Source organism: Anaerobacillus sp. ABD4_527, from assembly GCF_056160805.1.
On record NZ_JBSWXZ010000001.1, the window covers coordinates 19561 to 42898 of the forward strand.

General features: G+C 43.0%; 17 protein-coding genes and 1 other annotated feature. Of the genes, 13 read left to right on the forward strand and 4 right to left on the reverse strand.

Annotation, left to right across the window (positions count from 1 at the left end):
• Positions 1–7 precede the first annotated feature (7 nt).
• From ACXAHI_RS00095 to ACXAHI_RS00120, 6 genes are all read left to right on the forward strand, one after another.
• Positions 8–1168, forward strand: a complete 1161-nt coding sequence (locus ACXAHI_RS00095) for an exonuclease SbcCD subunit D (RefSeq protein WP_474845000.1) — start codon at positions 8–10, stop codon at positions 1166–1168.
• Between the two features lie 18 nt (positions 1169–1186).
• On the forward strand, positions 1187–4528 hold the full coding sequence (locus tag ACXAHI_RS00100; protein ID WP_474845001.1) for an AAA family ATPase: 3342 nt from the start codon (positions 1187–1189) through the stop codon (positions 4526–4528).
• Positions 4529–4679: 151 nt separating this feature from the next.
• Positions 4680–5330 (forward strand): hypothetical protein, encoded by a 651-nt coding sequence (locus ACXAHI_RS00105; RefSeq protein ID WP_474845003.1) that lies wholly within the window; start codon positions 4680–4682, stop codon positions 5328–5330.
• 19 nt (positions 5331–5349) lie between these two features.
• Positions 5350–6480 (forward strand): efflux RND transporter periplasmic adaptor subunit, encoded by a 1131-nt coding sequence (locus tag ACXAHI_RS00110; protein ID WP_474845005.1) that lies wholly within the window; start codon positions 5350–5352, stop codon positions 6478–6480.
• Between the two features lie 59 nt (positions 6481–6539).
• Positions 6540–7418, forward strand: coding sequence for a fumarylacetoacetate hydrolase family protein (locus ACXAHI_RS00115; protein ID WP_474845007.1), 879 nt, complete (start codon positions 6540–6542; stop codon positions 7416–7418).
• A gap of 66 nt (positions 7419–7484) precedes the next feature.
• The gene (locus ACXAHI_RS00120) at positions 7485–8909 is read left to right on the forward strand and encodes an NAD-dependent succinate-semialdehyde dehydrogenase (protein WP_474845009.1); all 1425 of its coding nucleotides are present in this window, start codon (positions 7485–7487) and stop codon (positions 8907–8909) included.
• Between the two features lie 39 nt (positions 8910–8948).
• Here ACXAHI_RS00120 and ACXAHI_RS00125 read toward each other — a convergent pair whose 3' ends face one another.
• A complete protein-coding gene (locus ACXAHI_RS00125; protein ID WP_474845011.1) occupies positions 8949–10142 on the reverse strand; it encodes an ornithine--oxo-acid transaminase in 1194 nt (397 codons plus the stop codon).
• A 166-nt stretch (positions 10143–10308) separates the two neighbouring features.
• On the opposite strand from ACXAHI_RS00125, the gene ACXAHI_RS00130 reads away from it, so the two are divergent.
• From ACXAHI_RS00130 to ACXAHI_RS00160, 7 genes are all read left to right on the forward strand, one after another.
• Positions 10309–10659 (forward strand): DUF1516 family protein, encoded by a 351-nt coding sequence (locus ACXAHI_RS00130; RefSeq protein WP_474845013.1) that lies wholly within the window; start codon positions 10309–10311, stop codon positions 10657–10659.
• Between the two features lie 207 nt (positions 10660–10866).
• Positions 10867–12615 (forward strand): sensor domain-containing protein, encoded by a 1749-nt coding sequence (locus ACXAHI_RS00135; RefSeq protein WP_474845015.1) that lies wholly within the window; start codon positions 10867–10869, stop codon positions 12613–12615.
• A 129-nt stretch (positions 12616–12744) separates the two neighbouring features.
• A complete protein-coding gene (locus ACXAHI_RS00140) occupies positions 12745–14073 on the forward strand; it encodes an FAD-dependent oxidoreductase (protein ID WP_474845017.1) in 1329 nt (442 codons plus the stop codon).
• A gap of 19 nt (positions 14074–14092) precedes the next feature.
• Entirely contained in the window at positions 14093–15091 is a 999-nt protein-coding gene (locus tag ACXAHI_RS00145) for a class I SAM-dependent methyltransferase (protein ID WP_474845019.1), read from the forward strand.
• A 96-nt stretch (positions 15092–15187) separates the two neighbouring features.
• A complete protein-coding gene (gene asnB / locus ACXAHI_RS00150; RefSeq protein ID WP_474845021.1) occupies positions 15188–17035 on the forward strand; it encodes an asparagine synthase (glutamine-hydrolyzing) in 1848 nt (615 codons plus the stop codon).
• Between the two features lie 171 nt (positions 17036–17206).
• Positions 17207–17683 carry a 2-thiouracil desulfurase family protein gene (locus tag ACXAHI_RS00155; RefSeq protein ID WP_474845023.1) on the forward strand — a complete coding sequence of 159 codons (477 nt, stop codon included), beginning with the start codon at positions 17207–17209 and terminating at the stop codon, positions 17681–17683.
• Positions 17684–17774: 91 nt separating this feature from the next.
• Positions 17775–18027, forward strand: a binding site (T-box leader).
• 65 nt (positions 18028–18092) lie between these two features.
• The gene (locus tag ACXAHI_RS00160) at positions 18093–19307 is read left to right on the forward strand and encodes an MFS transporter (protein WP_474845025.1); all 1215 of its coding nucleotides are present in this window, start codon (positions 18093–18095) and stop codon (positions 19305–19307) included.
• A gap of 39 nt (positions 19308–19346) precedes the next feature.
• Here ACXAHI_RS00160 and ACXAHI_RS00165 read toward each other — a convergent pair whose 3' ends face one another.
• The 3 genes from ACXAHI_RS00165 to ACXAHI_RS00175 all read right to left on the reverse strand — a co-directional run bounded on the left by ACXAHI_RS00165 (position 19347) and on the right by ACXAHI_RS00175 (position 23085).
• A complete protein-coding gene (locus ACXAHI_RS00165; protein ID WP_474845027.1) occupies positions 19347–20735 on the reverse strand; it encodes an ammonium transporter in 1389 nt (462 codons plus the stop codon).
• A 22-nt stretch (positions 20736–20757) separates the two neighbouring features.
• The gene (locus ACXAHI_RS00170; protein ID WP_224881418.1) at positions 20758–21099 is read right to left on the reverse strand and encodes a P-II family nitrogen regulator; all 342 of its coding nucleotides are present in this window, start codon (positions 21097–21099) and stop codon (positions 20758–20760) included.
• A 249-nt stretch (positions 21100–21348) separates the two neighbouring features.
• Positions 21349–23085 carry a glycoside hydrolase family 13 protein gene (locus tag ACXAHI_RS00175; RefSeq protein ID WP_474845029.1) on the reverse strand — a complete coding sequence of 579 codons (1737 nt, stop codon included), beginning with the start codon at positions 23083–23085 and terminating at the stop codon, positions 21349–21351.
• Positions 23086–23338: the final 253 nt, after the last annotated feature.

Consider the following 23338-nt stretch of genomic DNA (forward strand, 5'->3'; position numbering starts at 1 on the left):
GAATACGATGAAGTTGCTTCATACGGCAGATTGGCATTTAGGAAAAACGCTTGAAGGACGAAGCAGATTACCTGAACAAAAAACATTTCTAGATGAGCTCATCACCATCGCTGATGACGAAGAAGTGGATGCGATCTTGATGGCAGGAGACGTCTTCGATACGGTCAATCCTCCAGCAGCTGCAGAAACGTTATTTTACGATGCGGCTGTTAAGCTCACGCAAAACGGCGAACGTCCGCTTATCATTATTTCAGGTAATCATGATAGTCCAGATCGTCTAGCGGCATCTCGCCCACTTGCTGATCGAAATGGGATCACGATCATCGGTTTTCCAACAGCAGAACGCCTTCAGTTAACAGTGCGTAATGGACAAACGCTTTCGATCGCTGCTCTACCGTACCCTTCGGAGTCACGATTAAATGAATGCTTAACAGAAAGTCAGGAAGAAGGTGTCCTTCAGCTCGCATACGACGATCGGGTGGAGAAGTTGTTTCAGGACTTATCCTCAGATGTTCCTGACGATGCGGTTCACATCGCGATGAGTCATATCTATGTGGCAGGAAGTAGAGAAACGGATTCAGAAAGACCGATTCAAGTAGGAGGGGCTTACACCGTCTCAGCGAACTCGTTACCGAAGGAGGCGCAGTACGTTGCACTTGGACATCTCCACCGCCCTCAAACGATTACGAGAGGCTCCGCTCTTGCGCGTTACGCTGGTTCACCTCTTGCTTACAGCTTTTCTGAAGCAAGTCATGCGAAGTCGGTTACGTTAGTCGAGGTGGAGCCAGGTGGGCTCGCACATATTGAGGAAGTTCCTCTTAATGCCGGGAAACCTCTTGTGAAATGGGTTGCAGATCAAGGCATCGAGCAGGTCTATACGTGGCTTGAGGAAGGAAAAGATCAGGATGCCTGGGTCGATCTTGAGGTGCATTTAAACGATACGCTTTCGATTGAAGAAATTCACAGGCTACGGAGCAAGCATGACGGATTCATTCATATTCGTCCCGTTTTTAATAAAAGTGAAAAAAAGGATACCACGGCAAAATCAAGTCTTCCAATCGATGAACTGTTCAAACGGTTTTATGAACAGCAAACAGATGGAGGCGAGCCGGATGATGAGCTCGTTCGCTTGTTTTTAGAGCTTTCTCACGGTGATGAAGATGAGTAGGAAAGGAGGAAACCACTGGTGAAACCATTACGATTATCTGTATCGGGTCTTCATAGTTTTAGAGAATCACAGGTAGTAGATTTTGAAGCGCTTTGTCAGGGAGGGGTTTTCGGAATTTTTGGCCCGACTGGAAGTGGAAAATCTTCCTTGCTCGATGCGATGACGCTCGCATTGTACGGGAAGGTCGAACGTGCGACGAACAATACGCAGGGAATCATGAACCATGCAGAAGATACGCTGTCAGTCTCATTTACGTTTGAACTCAGTGAGGATGTTCATTACAGAGTCGAAAGGAGCTACAAACGTTCTGGAGACGTATCCGTACGTTCAACGACCTCTCGCTTAGTAGAAATTACTGACGAAGAAAGTGTTCTGGCTGATAAAGATCGAGATGTATCTCAAAGAATTCAAGAAATTCTTGGATTAACGATTGATGATTTTACTCGTGCCGTCGTTTTACCACAGGGGAAATTTGCCGAGTTTCTTTCGTTAAAAGGTACTGAAAGACGTCAGATGCTGCAAAGGCTGTTTCAATTAGAGAAATATGGCGATCAGTTCAACCGCAGACTGAAGGCGCGAGTCGATAAAGAAAAAAGCGTGTTGAATGAGCTTACAGCAGAGCAAACGGGCCTTGGAGATGCTTCTAAAGAACACCTGAAGGAAGCGAAGGAAGCGTTAAAAAGAGCTGAGCTAGCAGCTGAAAAAGCGAATGAGGAACTTGAGGCATCAAAGAAAGAAAGAAACGATGCTGAGAGAATCTGGTTACTTCAGAAAGAACATACGGAATTAACGAATAAGAAATCAAAACTTCTTTTGAAAAGTGAAGAAGTGGATCATCTGAAGAAGAAGATCAAGCGGTCGTTTGCCGCTTCCGCACTAAAACCATATCTCGATACGTTAGAATCGACCGAAAAGGAAGAAAAAGAAGCGCGTCTTCGTTATGAACGTACGAAAGAAGCCTTATCTGAAGCGAAAATGTACTATGAAGATGCGAAGAAAAAGCATGATGAGAGTAGAGCGAAACAACAGAGTGAAGAACCACAGCTGATCAAAAAGTTGAATGACCTCGAACGTGGAATAAAGCTTGAGAAAGAAGTAGCTGAGCTTAAAACGATACGTGAAAAAAATCTTGTGAAATGGAATAAGCTCAAAGAAGACGATGACGAAACGAACAAAGCCATGACGCAGGCTGAGCAAGATTTAAACGTTGCGAGAAACTTACAAGAGGATTTAAATCGCAAGCTCGACGGTCTACAGGTCCCGAATGATGAGCGAAAGCGTCTTTCGACAGCACAGCAATTAAAGCATGAGTACGAAGGTGCTAAGAAGCAGATCGATGAAGTGAAAGAGGAAGAACGGAATATCAACGAAGAAAAAAACTCTTTAGAAGCTTCGCAATCAGATTTGTATATGAAGCTCACAAAAGCGAAAGAAAGCTATCGTACCTTTTTCAAACGGATGCTGAAAAGCTATGAAGGTGTATCAGCATGCAAAACAGCGGTAGACCAACGTATAGCAAAATTGAGTAAAGAGATTCATGACGCTTATCAAAAGCTTGAGAACAGTCGGACTCATGCGATCGCGATCAAGCTTGCTTCAGAACTGCAGGATGGAGATGCGTGCCCTGTTTGTGGAGCAACTGAGCATGTTGATCTTGCAGATGGAGAAGACGAGACGCTTGAATGGCAGCATAAAATCGAGCAAACGGAGCAACAACGAGAGGCTTTCAAGGATAGCCTTTTACATGGAAAGCAGTTGCAGTACAAGCTCGAACAGCTCTCTGATCAAATGCTCGACATAGATGAGGGGGTGAAAGATATCACTTCCGATCAGCCTGTCGAGTTGTCAGACGATCTTCTCACCGAAATGAAATCATTCACTCAAGATGTACGTGAGCTTGAAGAGTACATTAGAAAACAAGGGAAAGAACTTCAAGAGTACAACACGGCTGTATCAAAAAATACCTACAGACTCGATCAGGTCTATCATAACCTGTCCGCCATCTTAGAAAAGAAGCATATGCTTTCTGTAAGTGCGGATGAAATAAAGAAACGGATGATGGAAGAGCTTTCCCTTACAATTGATGACGTTGAAGAGAAAGTAACAAAGCTTCAGGACATGGATGGCGAAGCCGAAGTCATTCGAGAACGCCTTTCAAAAAGCATTCCATACATCGAGAAGAAAGAAGAACGATTTGCTAGTTTACAAGAAAACGTTCAAGCTCTCTCTGTTCAAAAAGCGGAAATCAAAAGTACACTTCAGCAGAATAAAGAACAGTTAGACCGACTTGAACGCGACCTTCAAGAACTAGTAGGTGAAGGATCGGCGCATGATTCCTATATTAGAGTTGAACAGAGATTAACGGATCTACGTGCTGCAGAAAAGGCGGCTCAAGAAGACTTAACGAAAAAGAGTGAACACTACCAAAGCGCAGAAAGACAGGCTGCATCTGATGACCACTATGTTAAGGACGTACGTGAACGTTTGGAAAAAGCGAGATCTGCTTACGAGGAAGAACAAAGAGAATCGATCTTCCAAGATCGCGAGAGTGTAAGAGAAGTAGACGTTTCGAAACATTCTCGAGAAAAGTGGGAAAACGAGGTGGAAGCGCACGAAAGAGAATGGAATCGCGTGATCCATGGAATTGAAGAACTTGAAGCAAGGCTTGGTGGAGAGAAGATTACAGAAGAAGAATGGAAAGAAGCAGAGGATGTTCTGAAGCAAAAGCAGAAAGCGAGGGACGATGCCCACTCGCATGTGGCGGCAAGTCGTCATCATCTAGAAGATGTAACGAAACGGCATGAACGCTTTATGGAGTTGGAAAGCGATCGAAAGAAAACGAGTGATGAGCTTGAAAAGCTAGGCAAACTTCAAGCTGTATTCCGCGGAAATAGCTTTGTAGAGTTTATCGCATCAGAGCAGCTCGAGCAGGTAAGCCTCGACGCATCACAGAAACTCGGAGATCTAACGGGTCAGCGGTATGCGCTTGAAGTAGATTCTTCTGGTGGATTTCTCATCAGAGATGATGCGAACGGAGGAGTAAAGAGACCTGTTTCAACGCTATCAGGAGGAGAAACATTTTTAACCTCTCTTTCATTAGCCCTCGCATTATCGGGTCAAATTCAGTTGAGAGGCGCACATCCGCTACAGTTCTTCTTTTTGGATGAAGGGTTCGGTACGCTTGATGAAGGCTTACTCGATACGGTGATCACATCGCTTGAGAAGCTGCAAACAGAAAGCCTTTCAGTTGGCGTGATCAGTCACGTACCTGAATTACGAGCGAGACTTCCTAGGAAGCTGATCGTCACCCCTTCAGAACCCTCTGGTAAAGGAAGTAGAATCGAATTAGAGACTTTATAAGTTTAATCGAGCTGCTGAGAGTATTCTCGGCGGCTTGTTATTTAGACAGAGACAATAAATGTAAAGAATTGAAGAAAGAGACTGTCAAATTAACGCATTTTATGTAAAAATATGATTAGTAGTTGAGGTAATTAATGTAGGAGGAACATGGATGTTGCACTCTATGAAATTAGGAAAAGGAATTGTGAGGCCTTTTACTCACTTTCGAACATTACGTTCGGCTTACCGTTTAAAAGGTTCGTGGTGGCGTCTTTTTTTACTTGCCTTACTTGCGTTTCTCGTAACGGCAGCGACGACATTTTTGAATATCAAATACGCAGGTGAACTGCCAGAGTATGCGGGGCTCGCCTCAAGTGAGAAGCTGCTATTCGTATTGAGTGAAGTGATCTCAGACGGCATTTTAGCAATACTTGTCTTTTTATCTATCATTCTTGTAGGCGCTCTCTTGTTTTGGCCATTCTTCCAGGATGTGGGGTATAAAAGATTAGCGTTTATACATAGTTATGGCGTGTTTATTTTGTTGATCGGAATGATCTTGCAGCTGCCATTTATTATGTTTCTCCATGAACCTTCATATATCTCACCTTTTAGTATCGGTGTTTATATCGATCTTTTCGTGGATGATTCATTCTGGCTTTATTTTAGCTATAGTCTATCGTTGTTTTTTGTATGGCTCATCATTGTACAGTATGCTGCCATACACCAATCGACCTCTCGAAGAAGAGGATACATTGTTACCTGGATCATTATTCTAGACATCGTGCTTGCTTTCGCGATGGCATATATACGAACGGCATTTTAAATGAGAGGTGGATTTCGTCTTGAACCGTAAGTCGGTCTTAGTCAGCATAAGTGTCGGTCTGCTTCTTGTGATCTTCGTAACTGTAAACACTGTTGTGATTCATCGTGTTCTTGCAGGTGAGAAGAAGCTCGAAACGGTATCGGTCAAAAAAGAAACGTTTGAAGATTTACATAGCTATGAAGGTCTCCTTGTTCCACAAGATGAAGAAGTAGTCTACTATGAAAAGTCGAAGGGCGATATCTCAGCATTTTTGGTGAGTGAAGGAGAAGAAGTTTCAGTAGGAACCGCACTGTTTGAATATGAAGCAGAGAACGATGTGAATGTATCAGATCTTAAAGCAGAAAAAAACAAAGTAGAAACAGAGATCGATGTGTTGGATGATCAACTTGATGACCTTTCTTCACAGGCTTCAACCATACAACTTAATTCTGAGTTGAACGATGAGGAAAGGATTCAACTCCTGCTCGGGATTGATGAACAAATACGAGAGACCGAGTATAAAAAGCGTTTAGCAGAGTTAGAAGGGAAAGAGCTCGATCGTAAAATCCAGGAAGCCGAGAGCAGTGACGTTGAACGAGTAATAGAGTCATCTCTTAAAGGGACTGTTGCTGAGTTAAACCGAACACCTGAGAATGGAGAAGCTGTAGCGAAAGTATTGTCTAACGAGCTTGCTGTTCAAGGATCTGTTTCTGAACTCGACCTTCCCTTACTATCTGTCGATCAAGAAGTGACGATCAAAGCGCCTGCGTATCCTGGTCAATCACTAACTGGGCGTATCACACTGATTGAAAACCGTCCGTACGCCATCGAAGAGGGATCTAGCTATTTTAACTTTACAGTCTTGATGGAAGGAACAAACGAAATGAAAGCAGGCACGCACGTTGTGATCGAAGTGCCTCTTCATCAAAACGTAGATGCCCCGGTTGTTCCAGAGGAGAGCATCATCATGAAAGATGATAAATCGTATGTAGTTGTAGTAGAAAAGGATAAGCTCGAGCTAAGAACGATTGAAACTGGAAGAAGTAAAGAAAACGCAGTTGAAGTGTTGGCTGGTCTTAATGTTGAAGATAACGTGTTAAAACGACCAAGAGAAGAGTTTACTGAGCTGCTTTCTGAGAAGAAAGAAAATGATCCTGAAGCAAAAGGATAGAGAGAAGACCTGCAATTCTGCAGGTCTTTTTTAAACATATCGCGAAGGGAGAACGAAAAGTGAGATACGTATCATTTCATTATGAGGAAGAAGAGCGGTTTGGAGTTTGGTTAGAGGAAGAGGAAAAGGTGATCGATTGCTTCCAGTATTTCAAAGATAATGGGAAACACATTTCAACATTAGTCGATTTGATCAAGAACGATAAGCATGATGATGTGATCCCCCTTCTTGGAGAAAATGAGCATTATAAAATCCCAATTAATGCGATTACGCTTTTAGCTCCTATCCCAAAGGTAAGTAAGAATGTGTTGTGTGTCGGAAAAAACTACAGAGACCATGCGATCGAGATGGGCAGTGAAAAGGATATTCCATCTGACCCTATGATTTTTACAAAAGCACCGACAACCATCGCGAATCCGAATCAGGTGCTGTCTTTCTCACAAGACGTTTCGGAGCAGCTAGATTATGAAGGTGAGCTCGCCGTTGTGATTGGTAAAAGTGGGAAGAGGATTTCTCGTGAAGATGCGATGGAGCATGTCTTCGGATATACGATTGTGAATGACATCACCGCTCGTGATCTTCAGAAAAAGCATGGACAGTTTTTTATCGGTAAAAGTCTTGATCAGTCTTGTCCGATGGGACCAGCCATTCTTCACCGAAGTGCGATCGAAGACCCTCATCAGCTGAATATTGTTACGGCGATCAATGATGAGGTGAGGCAAAACGGACATACAAGCGATCTTATTTTTGATATACCAGAACTCATATCGGTACTTTCTAAAGGAATGACGCTCGAAGCAGGTGACGTTATCGCAACGGGGACGCCATCGGGGGTTGGAAAAGGGTTCAAACCGCCTAAGTTCTTAAAAGATGGGGATAAGATTACAATTTCTATTGAAGGAATTGGTTCCCTTCGAAATGAAATAAGTATAGGGTGAGCGTTTAACAGCTTGTTAAAAAAGGAAATGTATGGCGAGATTCCAGTTTATCAGGAGGGTTAGCAAATGGAGAAGTTGCATTACATTAACGGAGGATGGACAGGTCACGATTTAGAAAAGATCGAAGTAAGAAACCCAGCAACAAATGAAGTGGTTGGATCAGTTCCACTCGGAGGGAAGTCTGAAACGAAAAAAGCAATCGAAGCTGCACATGATGCTTTTCCCGCTTGGTCTAATCTTACTGCATACGAACGAGCTTCATACTTAAAGAAACTTCACGCTCTCATGATGGAGCATGAAGAAGAGTTAGCAGAACTAATGACGAAGGAGATGGGGAAACCTCTTCATGAATCGAAGGGGGAAGTCGCTTATTCTGCTTCATTCGTCGAATGGTTTGCAGAAGAAGGGAAGCGCGTATACGGGCGCACGATCCCTCCACATAAAGAAGGTAGAATGATGGAAGTCCGAAAGCAGCCTGTCGGTGTTGTCGGTGCGATTACACCGTGGAATTTTCCAGCAGCGATGATCGCGAGAAAGCTTGCACCCGCGCTTGCTGCAGGGTGTACGTTCGTGGTCAAGCCACCTTCTGCAACGCCGCTAACTGCAGTTCGACTCGTTGAACTTTGTGAAGAGGCAGGAATTCCAAAAGGCGTTGTGAACCTTGTTTCAGGGAAATCTTCAGAAGTTGCAGGAGAACTGATGAGTAATCCTCACGTGAGAAAGATGACGTTCACAGGTTCAACTGAAGTCGGCAAGAAGCTGATGGAGCAAGCTTCTGAAACGGTAAAAAACATTTCGCTCGAGCTCGGTGGCCATGCGCCGATCATCGTGCTCGATGATGCAGATATTGAGAAAGCCGTTGACGGTGTCATCGCTTCAAAATTTAGAAACGGTGGGCAAACGTGTATTTGTGGTAACAGGATTTACGTACAAGATAAGATACACGACGAGTTCGTCGAACGATTCGTAGAGAAAACGAAAGCGTTAAAAGTCGGTAATGGCCTTGAATCTGGAACGGATATCGGACCGATGATTGATAAAGATGGGTATGAGAAAGTTGATAAACATGTGAAGAACGCGACGAGCCAGGGAGCTACAGTTGCACTCGGAGGCGAAGGATACGAAGAGAACGGGTGCTACTTCTATCGACCTACAATCTTGAAGGATGTTACACCTGGTATGCTGATCATGAACGAAGAAACGTTTGGTCCAGTGGCGCCGATTCAAAAAGTGTCTACTGATGAAGAAGCGATCAAGTATGCAAACCAAACACCTTTTGGACTTGCGGCTTACGTATTCAGTGAAAGCGTGCGAAGAGGCAATGCTGTCGTTAACGGTCTCGATTATGGAATCGTTGGATGGAATGATGGCGTTCCGTCTGCTGCGCAAGCACCGTTCGGTGGTATGAAACAAAGTGGACTTGGACGTGAAGGCGGACATGAAGGAATCGAAGCGTATCTAGAAACAAAATATGTTTCCATAGGTTTATAACATTGAAAAAAGCCCCGCTGGCTAAGCGGGGCTTTAATTTTATGCTGAAAGTACGTCTTTAATTTGATCGATCGCCCAGTTTAGGTCTTCTTCACTGATAATAAGAGGAGGTGCGAAACGGATTACCGTCTCATGCGTCTCTTTACAGAGAAGGCCTCTTTCTTTCAATTTTTCACAGTAAGGACGAGCGGCTTCGTGAAGTTCAACGCCGATGAAGAGGCCACGGCCGCGAACTTCTTTGATCACCGGATTATTGATTTCTTTTAGTTTCTGCTGAAAATAGTTTCCGAGCTCAAGAGAGCGATCGGCAAGCTTTTCATTTTCGAGTACTTCGATTGAAGCGATTGAAACAGCACAAGCTAGCGGATTTCCTCCAAACGTAGATCCGTGAGATCCCGGAGTAAATACGCCTAGGACATTGCTGTTTGCTGCAACACAAGAAATAGGGAAAACCCCGCCTCCAAGTGCTTTTCCAAGGATGTACATATCAGGCTCTACGTCATCCCAATCACAAGCGAACTTTTTCCCTGAGCGGCAAAGGCCAGCTTGAATCTCATCAGCAACGAAGAGAACGTCATGTTTTTTACAATATTCATAAGCTTCTTTTAGGAAACCTTCAGGCGGGATGTTGATCCCTGCTTCACCTTGAATTGGTTCAAATAAGAAACCAGCTGTATTCGGTGTGATCGCTTTCTTTAATGCTTCGATGTCTCCGTAAGGAACGAGTTTGATACCAGGAAGCATTGGTCCATATCCGCGCTGATATTCTTCTTCAGAAGATAGAGAAACAGCTGTCATCGTACGACCATGGAAGTTTCCTTCACAAGCGATAATTTCTGCTTTGTCCTTTTCTACACCTTTTACTTCGTAAGCCCAGCGGCGCATTGCTTTCACAGCTGTTTCTACAGCTTCAGCACCTGTGTTCATCGGTAACACCATGTCCTTGTTCGTAAATTCTGAAATCTTACGATAAAATGGTCCGAGCTGGTCATTGTGAAATGCTCTAGAAGTTAATGTGACGCGATCGGCTTGGTCTTTAAGAGCCTGGATGATCTTAGGGTGTCTATGACCCTGGTTCACTGCTGAATACGCACTGAGCATATCCATGTAGCGGTTACCTTCTGGATCTTTAACCCAAACTCCCTCTGCTTCTGCGATGACGATTGGTAATGGGTGATAGTTATTCGCTCCGTATTGCTCTGTCATTTGAATAATGTCTTGTGTTTGTACCATGATACTCCGTCACTCCCGTCTATTTATTCATGTCACACTCCATTATTATAACAATGAAATCGCATCCTTCATATCGTTTGAGTCAAAATAATCTGATAGTTTCCAAGAGAATCCATGTTCATGATAAGATAGAACCGTTGTAATCATACTGAGGAGGAACATCACTATGCTTCATGCTCATTATACTGCGTTTGGATTAACGCTATTGGTCTTTATCATTAGCTACTTTCTTATGAGAAAAGGGAAGGCCAAAGGGCAAAAGATCACCCACATGGTACTCCGAGCGTTGTACGTCTTAACTTTGATCTCCGGAATTGTACTCGTCTCTGGATATAATTTTTGGGGTCCTTCCATCGTAAAAGCGGTCCTAGCAATCTGGTTGCTTTCATCTATGGAAATGATACTCGTAAGAGGGAAGAAGGGGAAATCGATCTGGCCGTTTTGGCTGCAATTTCTTTTTGCATTCTTTCTCGTCTTTTTTTATGGGTATTCTGTACTACATCTATACCAGCTGTAGACAAAAACCGCCAATACGGCGGTTTTTTTTATTAAACAAATGGTTTTTTCTTCCGATATAAGGAATAGGGTAATAGACATATTTTTGCTTTAAAGGTATTCGTGTCCCTATACTTTTTGTTATTATGGACGTAACTAAACGTCGTTATTTTTCATAGAGACGGAAATCGAACGTATACTATCATTTAACATGCAGGAGATGAACGAATTGGATGGAGGAACAAAGGCATTATCTCACTTGATAAAGGCATCAACAGAAGAGTTGGAATCGTTGGCAGCGAGTTTGCAGCAGTCTGAGCAGCGTTATAACTCCTTATTTGAACAAAATCCGAACCTCGTTTACTCTGTTGATGTTTTCGGTAAGATTACCAGCGTGAACCCTGCTCTTAAACCATTGTTAGGCTATAGGCCCGATGAGGTAATGAGCGAATACTCTCTAGATTTCGTAAGTCAAAAGGATTATTCAAAAACAAGAGAAAAATTTGAACTCGCTCTGAGCGGACATGCTCAGTCATATGATGTGCATTTAATCCACAAGTCAGGCGAAAGTGTTCTTTTTACCATAACGAATATTCCTATTATCGAGAATGGGGAAGTCGTTGGTGCGTACGGAATCGGTAAGAATATTATGAGGCAGCTTAGAGCAGAAGAAAAAATCGCACACCTTGCTTATTATGATGTCCTTACCGAACTACCTAACCGTCTTCTATTCGAGAATCTATTACAAGAATCTCTTAAAGCACCTGATGAGATGGTAGCTGTTATGTTTGTAGATTTAGATCGTTTCAAGCTTATCAATGATAGCCTTGGTCACCACCAGGGAGACCGTATATTAAAACTCGTTACAGCGAAGTTGAAAGAAGCCGTTAAAGATGATGCCGTGTTAGCACGGTTCGGTGGCGATGAATTCACGTTGATTCTTACTGGGATAAAAGCCGAGAATGAAGCCTTGTGTTTAGCAAAGAAGATCATTGATAAACTTAAAGAGCCGATCGTATTTAACGAAGTGGAATACTTTATGACGGTAGGAATTGGAATCAGCATGTTCCCTCACGATGGTGTCGATATGGATGAATTGATGCGGAATGCGTATATCGCATTAGACCGAGCGAAAAAGCAGGGCGCAAACCATATTGAATTTTATACAGATGAGATGAATGATCAGGCCTTTGAGAGGCTAGAACTAGAAAGCTATTTACGCAGAGCGATCGAGAAGGAAGAACTCACACTATTCTATCAGCCTCAAGTGAACTTAGATGAACAGAAGATTTATGCCTGTGAAGCCTTGATCAGGTGGAATCATCCAAAGTTGGGCTTAGTATCACCTGCACAGTTCATCCCGCTTGCTGAAGATACGGGTCTTATTGAAGAGATCGGTATCTGGGTATTAAATGAAGCTTGTATGCAAACGAAAATGTGGCAGGATCTAGGATATGAGCACCTTTCGATTTCGGTAAACGTCTCTGGTCGTCAATTCCAAAGCGAACATTTTGTGGAATCTGTTCGTGACGCGCTTAACAAGTCGCAGCTATCGCCACATTCACTACATTTAGAAGTAACGGAAAGCACTACGCTCGTAAACACAGACTATAGTATCTCGATGCTAAAGCAGTTGAGAAAGATGGGGATCAAAGTCTCGATCGATGACTTTGGCACTGGCTACTCTTCACTTAGTTACTTAAAAGACTTTCCACTCGATATCTTAAAAATCGATCAATCGTTTATTCGCAATTTGAAAGAAAATAGTGCGGACGCAGCGATTGTAAAAGCAGTGATTACAATGTGTGAAGGGTTGAATTTATCGATCGTCGCCGAAGGAATCGAAACAGAGGAACAGGGCGAAATCGTCAAACGATTTGGATGTAATTTCGCACAAGGGTTCTTTTATAGTAAACCTTTAAACAAAGAACACTTTGAGAAATTACTTACGTCACATAAATTTCCACTCGCAACCTAACGGAACCTAACCACCTATTGAATCGAACTGATTCAATAGGTGGTTTTTTATGGTGACGTACTCGAAAGCCTCATGCTGTTTACTCCCGTCAATTGAAGGGAAGAGAAGGGTATTAACGAGGTGATAGAGATGCGATACGATGTCTTAATTATTGGAGGGGGAATTGCAGGCCTGACCCTTGCTGTGAAGCTTGGTCAGAGCAATGTGAAGACCCTGCTCGTAGAAAAAGATAAGAAAAGCGGCTTGATTTATAAAGGAGAACTATTACAGCCGAAGAGTCTCGATATTTTAGATCGAATCGGGCTGCTTGAGAAGGTGAAAGCAAATGGAGTTGTTCTTCCATCCATTCAATTTCATGAATTCGAACGACTCGATGATTCTTCCCTAAAGAAATTAAGTGAAAATGAATTTCGCTATGACGTCATCGACTCACCTTATAACACTTCCTTGATGATTCCACATGAAAAGTTAAAGGAGATCTTGTTTGAAGAGGCAACGAAGTACGACTCGGTCGAGCACATTCAACCAGCTAAGTTTACAGGATTTACAGATGAGGATCCTGAAAAGAAACAAGCGGTGATCGAGACGAAAGAGGGCAGTCTTGAAGTTCAAGCGAAATTTTATATCGGTGCTGAAGGAAGAGCGTCACCGACCAGAACTGCGATGAACGTAGAGATGAAGAAAACAACCTACAACCATCAATTTCTAACGGTATCGTTTCCTCGTCCAGATAGCCTTGATCAATCGACGATCATTACGACGCAAAATCGTTTCCTAGGGCTATTTCCTTTACCGAATAACGAAGTACGGAGCGTACTGTTGATAAAGCCCGGGGAGTTTAAGACGATGCGAAAAGAAGGGCTCGATTCGTTTTATCGTGCATACTGTGAACTCATCCCTGAATTAGATGGGTATGTGCAACAGATCGATTCTTGGAAAAAGATACAGCTCATGATCCCAGTAAGACACAATGTCTCGCAGTATGTGAAAGAGAATATTATTTTGACAGGAGACGCGGCGCATAGTGTTCATCCCATGGCGGGTGAAGGCATGAACCTAGCCATTCAAGACTCTGACGTACTCGGAGAGCTCCTTTGCTGGATGTTTAAGACGAACCAAACGGATTGGAAGCATCTTGAATGGTACGAAAAAGTGAGAAAACCAAGAGCAGAATTCGTTTCTCGTCTCAGCCATCAGGCGGCATTGCTTTATTCATTTCCGTACCGTACATGGCAAAGACTTAGAATAAAAGGCGTGCAGCAAACGGAACATTCCTCGGTTCTACACTACAAGCAGATGCTCAATACTTCTGGCTTAGGGATTTGGAAGTTTTCCATTTGGGATCGGATGAAGCAAGCTGGTCTCCTTCCGGCTAGAAGCAATACGAAGAAAATTTCAGCCAAGGAGGATAGCGTGATTTTTAACAAAAAAGATGACTATCCATGGAACGTTGGTTAATGAATGAGGAGGAGATTTAATGAATGAAATAAAAAAGATCTGGCGTGCTAGAAAGTGGATGAAAAGCAACGAGCCTTTTCTTTACGCCTGGCATGCACACTTAGGCTATGTGCATGATCTTTTCGGTGAATTTGAATATGGCGCGACAGTCCGAGATGTAGCAAGCAAACGAAGCATGAATGAGTTGCTTCTAACAAGATGGGCTGAAGTGGGAGTTGCGATCGGACACTTAAAAAAAGACAAGAACGGCATGATTCGTTCAAAGAAGAGCATGGTAGAATCCATGTCGAAAAGCAGTGATCAGGATGTTGGCGTACTGTTAAAAGAGATGATGGAGCTACATATTCCGATTCTTCTGTCATACTCTGATCTTTTGATAGGAGATGATTACGCTTCGTACAAAGACGATGATTACGCAGGCACAGTAGCGGCTACTTCGAGCTTTATCGAACGGTTCGCATTTCCGAAGGTTTATCAATGGCTACAAAAGGTAGATGCAAAGTCGGTCGTTGATTTCGGAGCTGGGTATGCCGGCTACCTTTCTAGAATCGGTGCTAAAGAAGAAAATATGAGACTCGTCGGGATCGAGAAGAATAGGCAAGTGTGTTTAGATGCTGAATCACATATTCCGTATCGATTAAAATCATCGATTGATCTCTATCCTGAAGATATGATGAGTTGGAAATGGGATGGCGATCGTTTTGACGTTGCGATGATGAATAATCTGCTATACTACTTTGCGCCAGATGACAGGTCTCATCTTTTTCAAAAAGCAAGTGAGGTTACGAATGATAACGGATCACTTATCATTATTTCACCTCTTCATGAATCAGATCACGGGCACGCATTCTCAGCGGCATTCAATAGCTTTATGAGTGCTCATAGTAACTTGCATCAGCTTCCAACTAGCACTGAAATGATCGAGATGGCAGCACATGCTGGCTTTGGATTGAAGCACATGAAGCCGATCGTGAAAGAAGGGGCATGGTACTGCTTAACGTTCCAGAAAGCTTCCTAAGGGAACCCTGTAGAGGGTTTCTTTTTTTATGAATTTCTATCACAAAACCTGGGCTCCTGCATACGTTAAAGAGAGTATGGATTGGAGGGGAAGCCTTTGTGTGGAATAACCGGGTGGGTAGATTGGAAGCAGGACCTGACACATAAGGAAAACGTACTTCAACAGATGGCTAGCACCCTGTCAAAGCGTGGGCCGGACGATACGAACTGTTTCGTAAATAGACACTGTGGTTTCGGTCACACGCGTCTTATCGTTGTAGACCCGTCCGGCGGAAGCCAGCCGATGTCACGGGAACATCTTAATCAGAAATATACGATTTGTTATAATGGAGAGCTTTATAACACAGAAGATTTACGCAGTGTATTGCTTACAAAAGGCTATACGTTTCGCTCTCATTCTGATACAGAAGTGCTATTAACATCCTATATCGAATGGGGCGAAGACTGTGTCGATCATTTGAACGGAATCTTCGCATTCGCTATTTGGGATGAACTTAGAAAACAACTGTTCCTTGCAAGAGACCGTCTTGGAGTAAAACCTCTTTTCTATCGATCTAGCGGTCCGTCCTTACAGTTTGGTTCAGAGCTTAAAGCGATTCTTGCACACCCAGATGTAAAAACAGAAGTCGATCGAGAAGGGTTACAAGAAATATTTGGACTCGGACCATCGCGTACCCCTGGCCACGGCGTCTTTCGTGGAATCAATGAGCTTCGACCTGGGTTTGCCATGGTCTTTAATCAAAGCGGGTTGAAAACGTGGCGCTATTGGGACGTTAAGAGTGCGGAACATACTGATGACCTTGATACAACCGTCGAAACGGTTGGGAATCTCTTGAAAGACTCTATAAAACGCCAGCTCGTTGCAGATGTCCCCGTATGTACATTCTTATCAGGCGGAGTTGACTCGAGTGCGATAACGTCTGTCGCACAATCGGCGTTTAAGGAAGACGGAAAAGGCATTCTACGTTCCTTTTCTGTCGATTATGTAGATAACGATAAATACTTTAAAAGCAGTGAATTTCAACCGAATTCAGACGCGCCTTGGATTCGGAAAGTTTCCTCGGAGCTTGGGACGGACCACAGCAACTGCGTGATCGATACCGATCAGCTCGTGCACCATTTAAAAGAAGCGGTCATCTGTCGAGACCTGCCTGGTATGGCTGATGTTGATTCATCGTTATTATGGTTTTCAAAACAAATCAAACAGCAAGCAACGGTCGCGTTATCCGGTGAGTGCGCAGACGAAATCTTCGGTGGCTATCCATGGTTTCATAAACCAGAGCTGCTCGACCAAGAACAGTTTCCTTGGATGCGTTCTACTCTCGAACGCCAGGCAATGTTAAAAGAAGATATCAGAAATAAATTAAAACTCGAAAGCTATGTAACAGAACGGTACAGAGAAACGGTTAAAGAAACACCAACGCTTGACGGTGAAAATGAACTTGAGGCAAAACGAAGAGCGCTCTTCTATCTCAATCTAAACTGGTTCATGACCACACTCCTCGAACGAAAAGACAGAATGAGTATGGGCGCAAGTCTTGAGGTGCGTGTACCATTTTCTGATCACAGAATCATCGAGTATGTGTGGAACGTTCCCTGGGAAATGAAGATGCTTGATGGAAGAGAGAAAGGTCTTCTTAGAAAAGCAATGACAGGAGCGTTGTCGCATGATGTCCTTTATCGCAAAAAAAGTCCTTACCCGAAAACGTATAACCCTGCTTACACGAAAGCAGTGAAGAAGTGGCTAACAGAGACGCTTGAAGATAAACAGGCACCAATCCTCGAACTAATCGACCGAAAAGTTGTTCAGGATATCTTAGATAGTGACGGAAAAGCGTTCAAAGTTCCATGGTTTGGCCAGCTTATGGCAGGACCGCAGCTCATCGCCCATCTTGCACAGATTAATTTTTGGATAGAGCATAATAACATTAATCTTGTTGATTGATCGCTCAGAATAATGTTGTTGAAACCACACCTGTAAGAGTAGGTGTGGTTTCTTCATGATTCTTACTACCAACAAAGTTCTGATATGCGAAGGATTGAAAAATGATAAAGTAATAAAAGAAAGTGTTTGATAGATGCGTCGAGCAGCGAAATAACGGAAGAGGTGCAGCTGATGATCCTAGTGAGTTCTTGTTTAGCTGGGTTAGAAGTAAGGTATGATGGAAACCATAGTTTACATTCGAAAGTCAGGAGATTAGTAGAACAAAAGAAAGCCGTTACAGTATGTCCTGAATTACTAGGCGGGTTCGGAACGCCAAGAGAGCCAGCGGAAATCATAGGTGGGAACGGAGAAGACGTTTTAAACGGCAATGCTAGAGTTGTTGATAGAACAGGAAAGGATGTAACCGCTTCGTATATAAAAGGTGCGGAACAAGCATTGGATTTTGCGAAACGCGTAGGTGCCACTACCGTAATTTTGAAAGAGAATAGTCCATCCTGTGGAAGTTCAATGATTTATAATGGGGAGTTTAATGGCAAAAAGGTTGTAGGGGACGGCGTTACGTCTGCGCTATTAAAACGAAACGGCTTTACAGTCATTTCAGAAAAACAATTTGTAGAAGGGAAAGAGCCTCCTTCAGTAGAATCATGAACCATTGCTAAGAGACTGAAGGGAGGACTCTTGTGAAACACATCCTCGTCATTTACAACCGATTTGAAATCTGGTAATATTTTCACAAACATGACATGCGATGAAGAGAAGAGTAGATGATGGTATCTTTTTACAGAGAACTCCTGTTGCTGAGAAGGAGAAAAGAGACGTTATCGAACCAAACCTCTGAGCTTTACATCGGATCCGGCTGGTGATGGTGTAACGGGAGCTCCCGTTATCGAGATAGGGTATACGCAATGTTAAATTGCCGTACCTGATAAGTTCGGTATGGTGACATATCGATAAACTGAGGTGGCACCGCGATACTAATTCTCGCCCTCAAGACAAAAGTCTTGGGGGTGAGATTTTTTTATTGTTTCAATAAAAAATATGTAACGGGGTGCGTATGATGAAGAGTATTACTAAAGATCATGTTATTTTATTGGTCAGCATCGGATTATCCAACGTTGGAGGGTGGATTTATCATATCGCACTTAACTTGATCATCCTCGACATGACAAAATCAGTCCTGGCAATCACAGCTCTATATAGTTTAAAGCCGCTCGCATCGCTTCTTACGAACGGGTGGTGCGGTACCTTGATCGACCGATTGAACAAACGAGCGTTAATGATTGGATTAGCTCTTTTTCAATCTGTCGTTATAGGATTTCTACCTTCACTAAGTTCGATTGGTTGGATCTTTTGCATGGTTCTTTTAATCAACATGACAAGTTCGATTTATCAGCCAACATCGATGGTATACCTTACAAAGTTCATTCCGGCTAAAAATAGGAAGGCTTTCAATTCGATCAGAAGCCTCGTAGATTCTGGTGCTTTTATTATTGGGCCGGCTATAGCGGGATTACTGTTTATCGTAGGAACGCCTACGTATGCGATTTATATAAACGCACTGGCAGTCGCAGTTTCTGCTGTGCTTATGATGGCTCTCCCTGATGTTGAACGAAGTGTTAAGGCAAAGCTAAACCTGTCATTCCGTGTGATGGTGGAAGATTGGAAGGTTGTGCTAAGCTATTCTAGGAAGGCACCCTACATTGTCTCGATCTATTTCTTGTTCAGTGCAGTCACGATCATGACGTGGGGGACGGATTCACTAGAAGCTGCGTTTTCAAAAGAAGTGCTGAACTTAACAAATAGTACGTATGGTTATCTTGTAAGTATTTCAGGCGTAGGAATTCTAATCGGTGCGACCGTTAATGCCCTCCTCATCAAAAAGCTAATGACCTCATGGTTATTAGGAGGGGGGACGGTCGTTCTCTCGATAGGCTATATCGTCTATGCTTTATCAGATGGCTTTGGTATGGCGAGTGTTGGGTTCTTTACGTTATCGTTCGCACTTGCTTTTGCAAACACAGGGTTCGATACCTTTTATCAAACAAACGTCCCAGTCGAAATGATGGGGAGGATCGGAAGTTTATTCGGCTTTATTGAAGCATTTCTCGTTATCCTTGTGATGGGAGTATTCGGTTTAACTGCAGAACTGATTTCAATTGAGATTGCTGTTGTTGGAGGCTCGATTGTCATGTTGCTCTTATCGCTTCCACTGATTGTTTTGAGCGTGATGCCTTCCAAAGTGGATTATTATTCGAGTACGGCCTCATCATAAAAAGAAAAAACCGCTCAGGTTACGAGCGGTTTTCCTACTTTATTGGGTTTGAGACTCTTTTACTTTCGGAGATTCTAACCGGTTCAATCGATCGACAAGTCCATGACCAAAGCCAGCGCCAGTGGAAAGACTATTGCTTGAGTTAATCGCTCCACGAACTTCATAAGCTGTTGATCCATGCTCTGAAAAGTCGAGTCCTTGAATTTCTTCTTCTCTTGAAACGCGAATCGATGAGAAGCGTGTGTATACGAAGAGGAATAATCCTACTGTTGAGAACGTCCATGCCATGACGGCTAAAATTCCAATTGCTTGAACACCTAGAAGAGCAGCGCCGCCTCCATAGAAGAGGCCGCCTTCGACCGCAAAGAGTCCTACAGCGAGTGTACCCCACACACCGCATACACCGTGAACCGCGATAGCTCCAACTGGATCATCGAGCTTCACACGACGGTCGATCAACTGAACAGCTTCGATCAAGATAACCCCTGCGATAAGACCGATTGCAATCGCTCCGATCGGTGAAACGCTCGCGGTACCAGCAGTGATACCAACAAGCCCTGCCAGTGCACCGTTAAGCGTTAGTGAAGCATCGATCTGTTTGTATTTGATATAGGAATAAAGGGCACTTGAGATAACGCCACCAGAAGCGGCTAATAGAGTCGTTGCGACGATAGAAGGAATGAGTGCGTCGCTAGCAGATAATGTACTACCAGCATTGAAGCCAAACCATCCGAACCAAAGAATAAATACGCCTAGAGCACCAAGTGGAATATTGTGACCTTGAATAACGTTTACTTTACCGTTTGAATATTTCCCAATACGACCACCTAAGAACGTAACTGCAACAACTGCACCAAGAGCACCTGTAAGGTGGACGACCGTTGATCCTGCGAAATCAGTAAATCCTAGTTCTGCTAACCATCCGCCACCCCAGATCCAGTGACCAACTACTGGGTAAACGAAGCCTACCATTGCAACTGTGATCGCAATATAGCTTATAAGCTTCATACGTTCAGCAACAGCACCTGATATGATCGTCGCACACGTTGCAGCAAACACGGCCTGGAATACGAAGAACCCAATCTGATCAGAGTGTCCTGAGAGGAAGAACCCGTTGCTGCCAATAAATCCAGAAGCAGATTCACCGAACATAAATGCATATCCGATTACAAAGTACAATACTGCTCCGATCGACATCGTCATCAAGTTTTTCATCAAAATATTCAGTGCGTTTTTCGAGCGGGTGAAACCTGTTTCTACCATCGCAAACCCTGCATGCATGAAAAACACGAGGAATGCTGCGATCATAACCCAAACCGTATCGATGGACTGACTGAGTGCTGTAACCGCAGATGCATCTGTGGCAGCAAATGCCTTTCCACTCGATAAGAGAATAATAGCTGCAAAGAGAACTGATACTTTTTTCATGGCGTAACCATCCTTTACTGTTTTATTTGAAAGCAGTTAGACCGTGTTCACCAGACCGGATACGAATGACATCTTCTACGGGATAAACGAAGATCTTTCCGTCTCCTACCTGTCCAGTGGAACAAACATCGCGAATCGTTTTGACAACATGATCGAGAAGATAATCTTCAAAAATAAGTTCAACTTTCACTTTCGGCTGCAAATCGACTTCGAAATGACTTCCTCTGAATAGTCCAGTTTGCTTTTTTTGGAGACCACAACCCGCTACTTCTGAAACAGTCATCCCAGTAATTCCTTCATCACGTAACCGATCTCTTAAGTCCTGAAATGATTCAGGACGAATAATCGCTTCAACTTTTTTCACCTTTTCGGCACCTCCATGTGAGTTAATCTAACAAACTAAATTTTCTATATGCTTATATTATGCTGAACAGCGCATAAGTTCAAGCTTATTTTTAGAAAATTTAAAATACTCTGTAAGGTAATCTAACATGATTGGGATTCTGAATTCGTATGAGTGCAGGCTGGGTAAAGGTGGTTGCGCTTTCACGATATGGAAGTGATTTTAAACACGAAAAAGCTTCTGGAATAAAATCCAGAAGCTTTTTTAAGATTAGGTTAGTGAGATGATCTCATAGCCATAAGGTTTGAGTTCTACATGATTCATATCGAATTCTTCATGACTTATCACACTCTTCGCATGGCTACCAAAGTTTGCAATGGAAAGGGAAGAAGAAGAGTCGTCATTGTTTAATAGGAACAGTAACGTTTCTTTATCTGTTCGCTTCACATATTGCGTAATCTTCTCATGAGCTGTTAACAATTCAAATGACCCAGCACTTCCAAATGCATCGTGCGCTTTTCTTAAAGAGATGAGCTTTTGCAGGAATTCAAACAAATCTCTATCTTGTAATTTCTCATCCCACACCATACAGTATCGGCAGCCAGGATCAGCGCCTCCCGTCATACCAACTTCGTCTCCATAGTAGATACAAGGTGTACCTGGGAACGATAGCTGCATCAAATACATGAGCTTCACTAGGTCTTTGTTTTCACCCGCGAGTGTTAACAACCTCGGAGTGTCATGGCTCCCTAGAAGGTTGAATGCCACATCATTCACATTCGCTGGGTAAGAGTGAATCAGTGAAGTTAGTCTGTTCGCCATCGTTGTAGCTGAAATTTTTTGATGTGCAAAATGATCAAGAATTGCAGCCGTAAATGGGTAATTCATGACAGCATCGAACTGATCACCCTGGAGCCATGGCATCGAGTCATGCCAAATTTCACCTAATATATAGAGTTCCGGCTTTACTTTCTTCACTTCGTTTCTAAATTCACGCCAGAACGCATGATCCACTTCATTCGCAACATCAAGACGCCATCCATCGATGTCAAATTCTTCAACCCAGTAACGACCAACTTGTAAAAGGTAGTCACGTACTTCTGGGTTCTCCGTATTGAGTTTAGGCATCGCTGGTTGGAACGCAAACGTATCATATGAAGGCAGCGGCTCAGTTTCAATTGGGAACGAGCGAACGTGAAACCAATCACGATAGCGGGATTTTTCTCCGTTCTTCAGTAAGTCTTGGAACGGTTCAAAGTGATAGCCGCTGTGATTGAATACGGCATCGAGCATAATTTTTATTCCTCGTTCGTGACAGAGTCTAACTAGTTTTTTAAATGTTTCTTTATCACCAAACTGTGGATCGATCTCCATGTAATCGATTGTATCGTACTTGTGATTCGATTGAGCTTTGAAAATCGGGGTGAAGTAGATCCCGTTAATGCCAAGTTCAACAAGGTGATCGAGGTGATCGATGATGCCTTGAAAATCTCCGCCAAAAAAGTTTGTTGGTGTTGGGGCAGCTTCTCCCCACGGTAAACTGTCTTCTGGGTCAATGGAAGGATCTCCATTCGCAAACCGCTCAGGGAAGATTTGATACCAGATCGTGTCCTTGACCCATTCCGGTGCACGGAATACGTCTTTACTATTCAAGAAGGGAAAGCTGAAGTAATCGTTTGTATCCGCTGGTGGTTCTGTGTAAAATCCTTTTTCAGTGAAGACAAAAGACTCTTGATTGTCCTCTAAGTAAAACCCATATCGAAGCCTGCGGTATGGAGGCTTGATCGCAACATCCCAGTAATCATAGAGAGCGTCTGAACCTGATAGGCTCATAGGTTGCTTCATAGATTGCCAGCCATCTTGTTTCCAATCATAAGGATCCCCATGTATGAGTGATACAGCTGTTACATCGTTTTTCTTCGTTTGTAGTTTAATGTGTAGCGTTTCATCGTCATAAGGATAAGCGAAGTTGTTTTTAGGTCGATGATAGATCGCTTCTTTTTGCAAAATGTCCCCTCCTGAATGCAATCGCTTGCATGAATTGTTAGTATAAAAGTACCTATCGATCGAAAAGAAGTCTGATACGCACTCTTAGATTAAATGTAGAAGATTATAGGAAACTAGTCAAATCCCTTTATAAACGAAAGAAATGTAGAATAAAAAAATTTCAAAAAAATTTGTGCAAACGGTTGCTAAAAATTTCGCTACATGTATAATTAGTTATAGAAAGTTAGTGCAATCGTTTTCACGAATCTTGCAT

What these genes read in the sequence shown, in the direction of transcription:
- ACXAHI_RS00130 (WP_474845013.1), top strand. Translation starts at nt 10,309, where the DNA reads ATGCTTCATGCTCATTATACTGCGTTTGGATTAACGCTATTGGTCTTT.
- ACXAHI_RS00105 (WP_474845003.1), top strand. Translation starts at nt 4,680, where the DNA reads ATGTTGCACTCTATGAAATTAGGAAAAGGAATTGTGAGGCCTTTTACT.
- ACXAHI_RS00120 (WP_474845009.1), top strand. Translation starts at nt 7,485, where the DNA reads ATGGAGAAGTTGCATTACATTAACGGAGGATGGACAGGTCACGATTTA.
- ACXAHI_RS00125 (WP_474845011.1), bottom strand. Translation starts at nt 10,142, where the DNA reads ATGGTACAAACACAAGACATTATTCAAATGACAGAGCAATACGGAGCG.
- ACXAHI_RS00140 (WP_474845017.1), top strand. Translation starts at nt 12,745, where the DNA reads ATGCGATACGATGTCTTAATTATTGGAGGGGGAATTGCAGGCCTGACC.
- ACXAHI_RS00160 (WP_474845025.1), top strand. Translation starts at nt 18,093, where the DNA reads ATGAAGAGTATTACTAAAGATCATGTTATTTTATTGGTCAGCATCGGA.
- ACXAHI_RS00155 (WP_474845023.1), top strand. Translation starts at nt 17,207, where the DNA reads ATGATCCTAGTGAGTTCTTGTTTAGCTGGGTTAGAAGTAAGGTATGAT.
- ACXAHI_RS00095 (WP_474845000.1), top strand. Translation starts at nt 8, where the DNA reads ATGAAGTTGCTTCATACGGCAGATTGGCATTTAGGAAAAACGCTTGAA.
- ACXAHI_RS00145 (WP_474845019.1), top strand. Translation starts at nt 14,093, where the DNA reads ATGAATGAAATAAAAAAGATCTGGCGTGCTAGAAAGTGGATGAAAAGC.
- ACXAHI_RS00165 (WP_474845027.1), bottom strand. Translation starts at nt 20,735, where the DNA reads ATGAAAAAAGTATCAGTTCTCTTTGCAGCTATTATTCTCTTATCGAGT.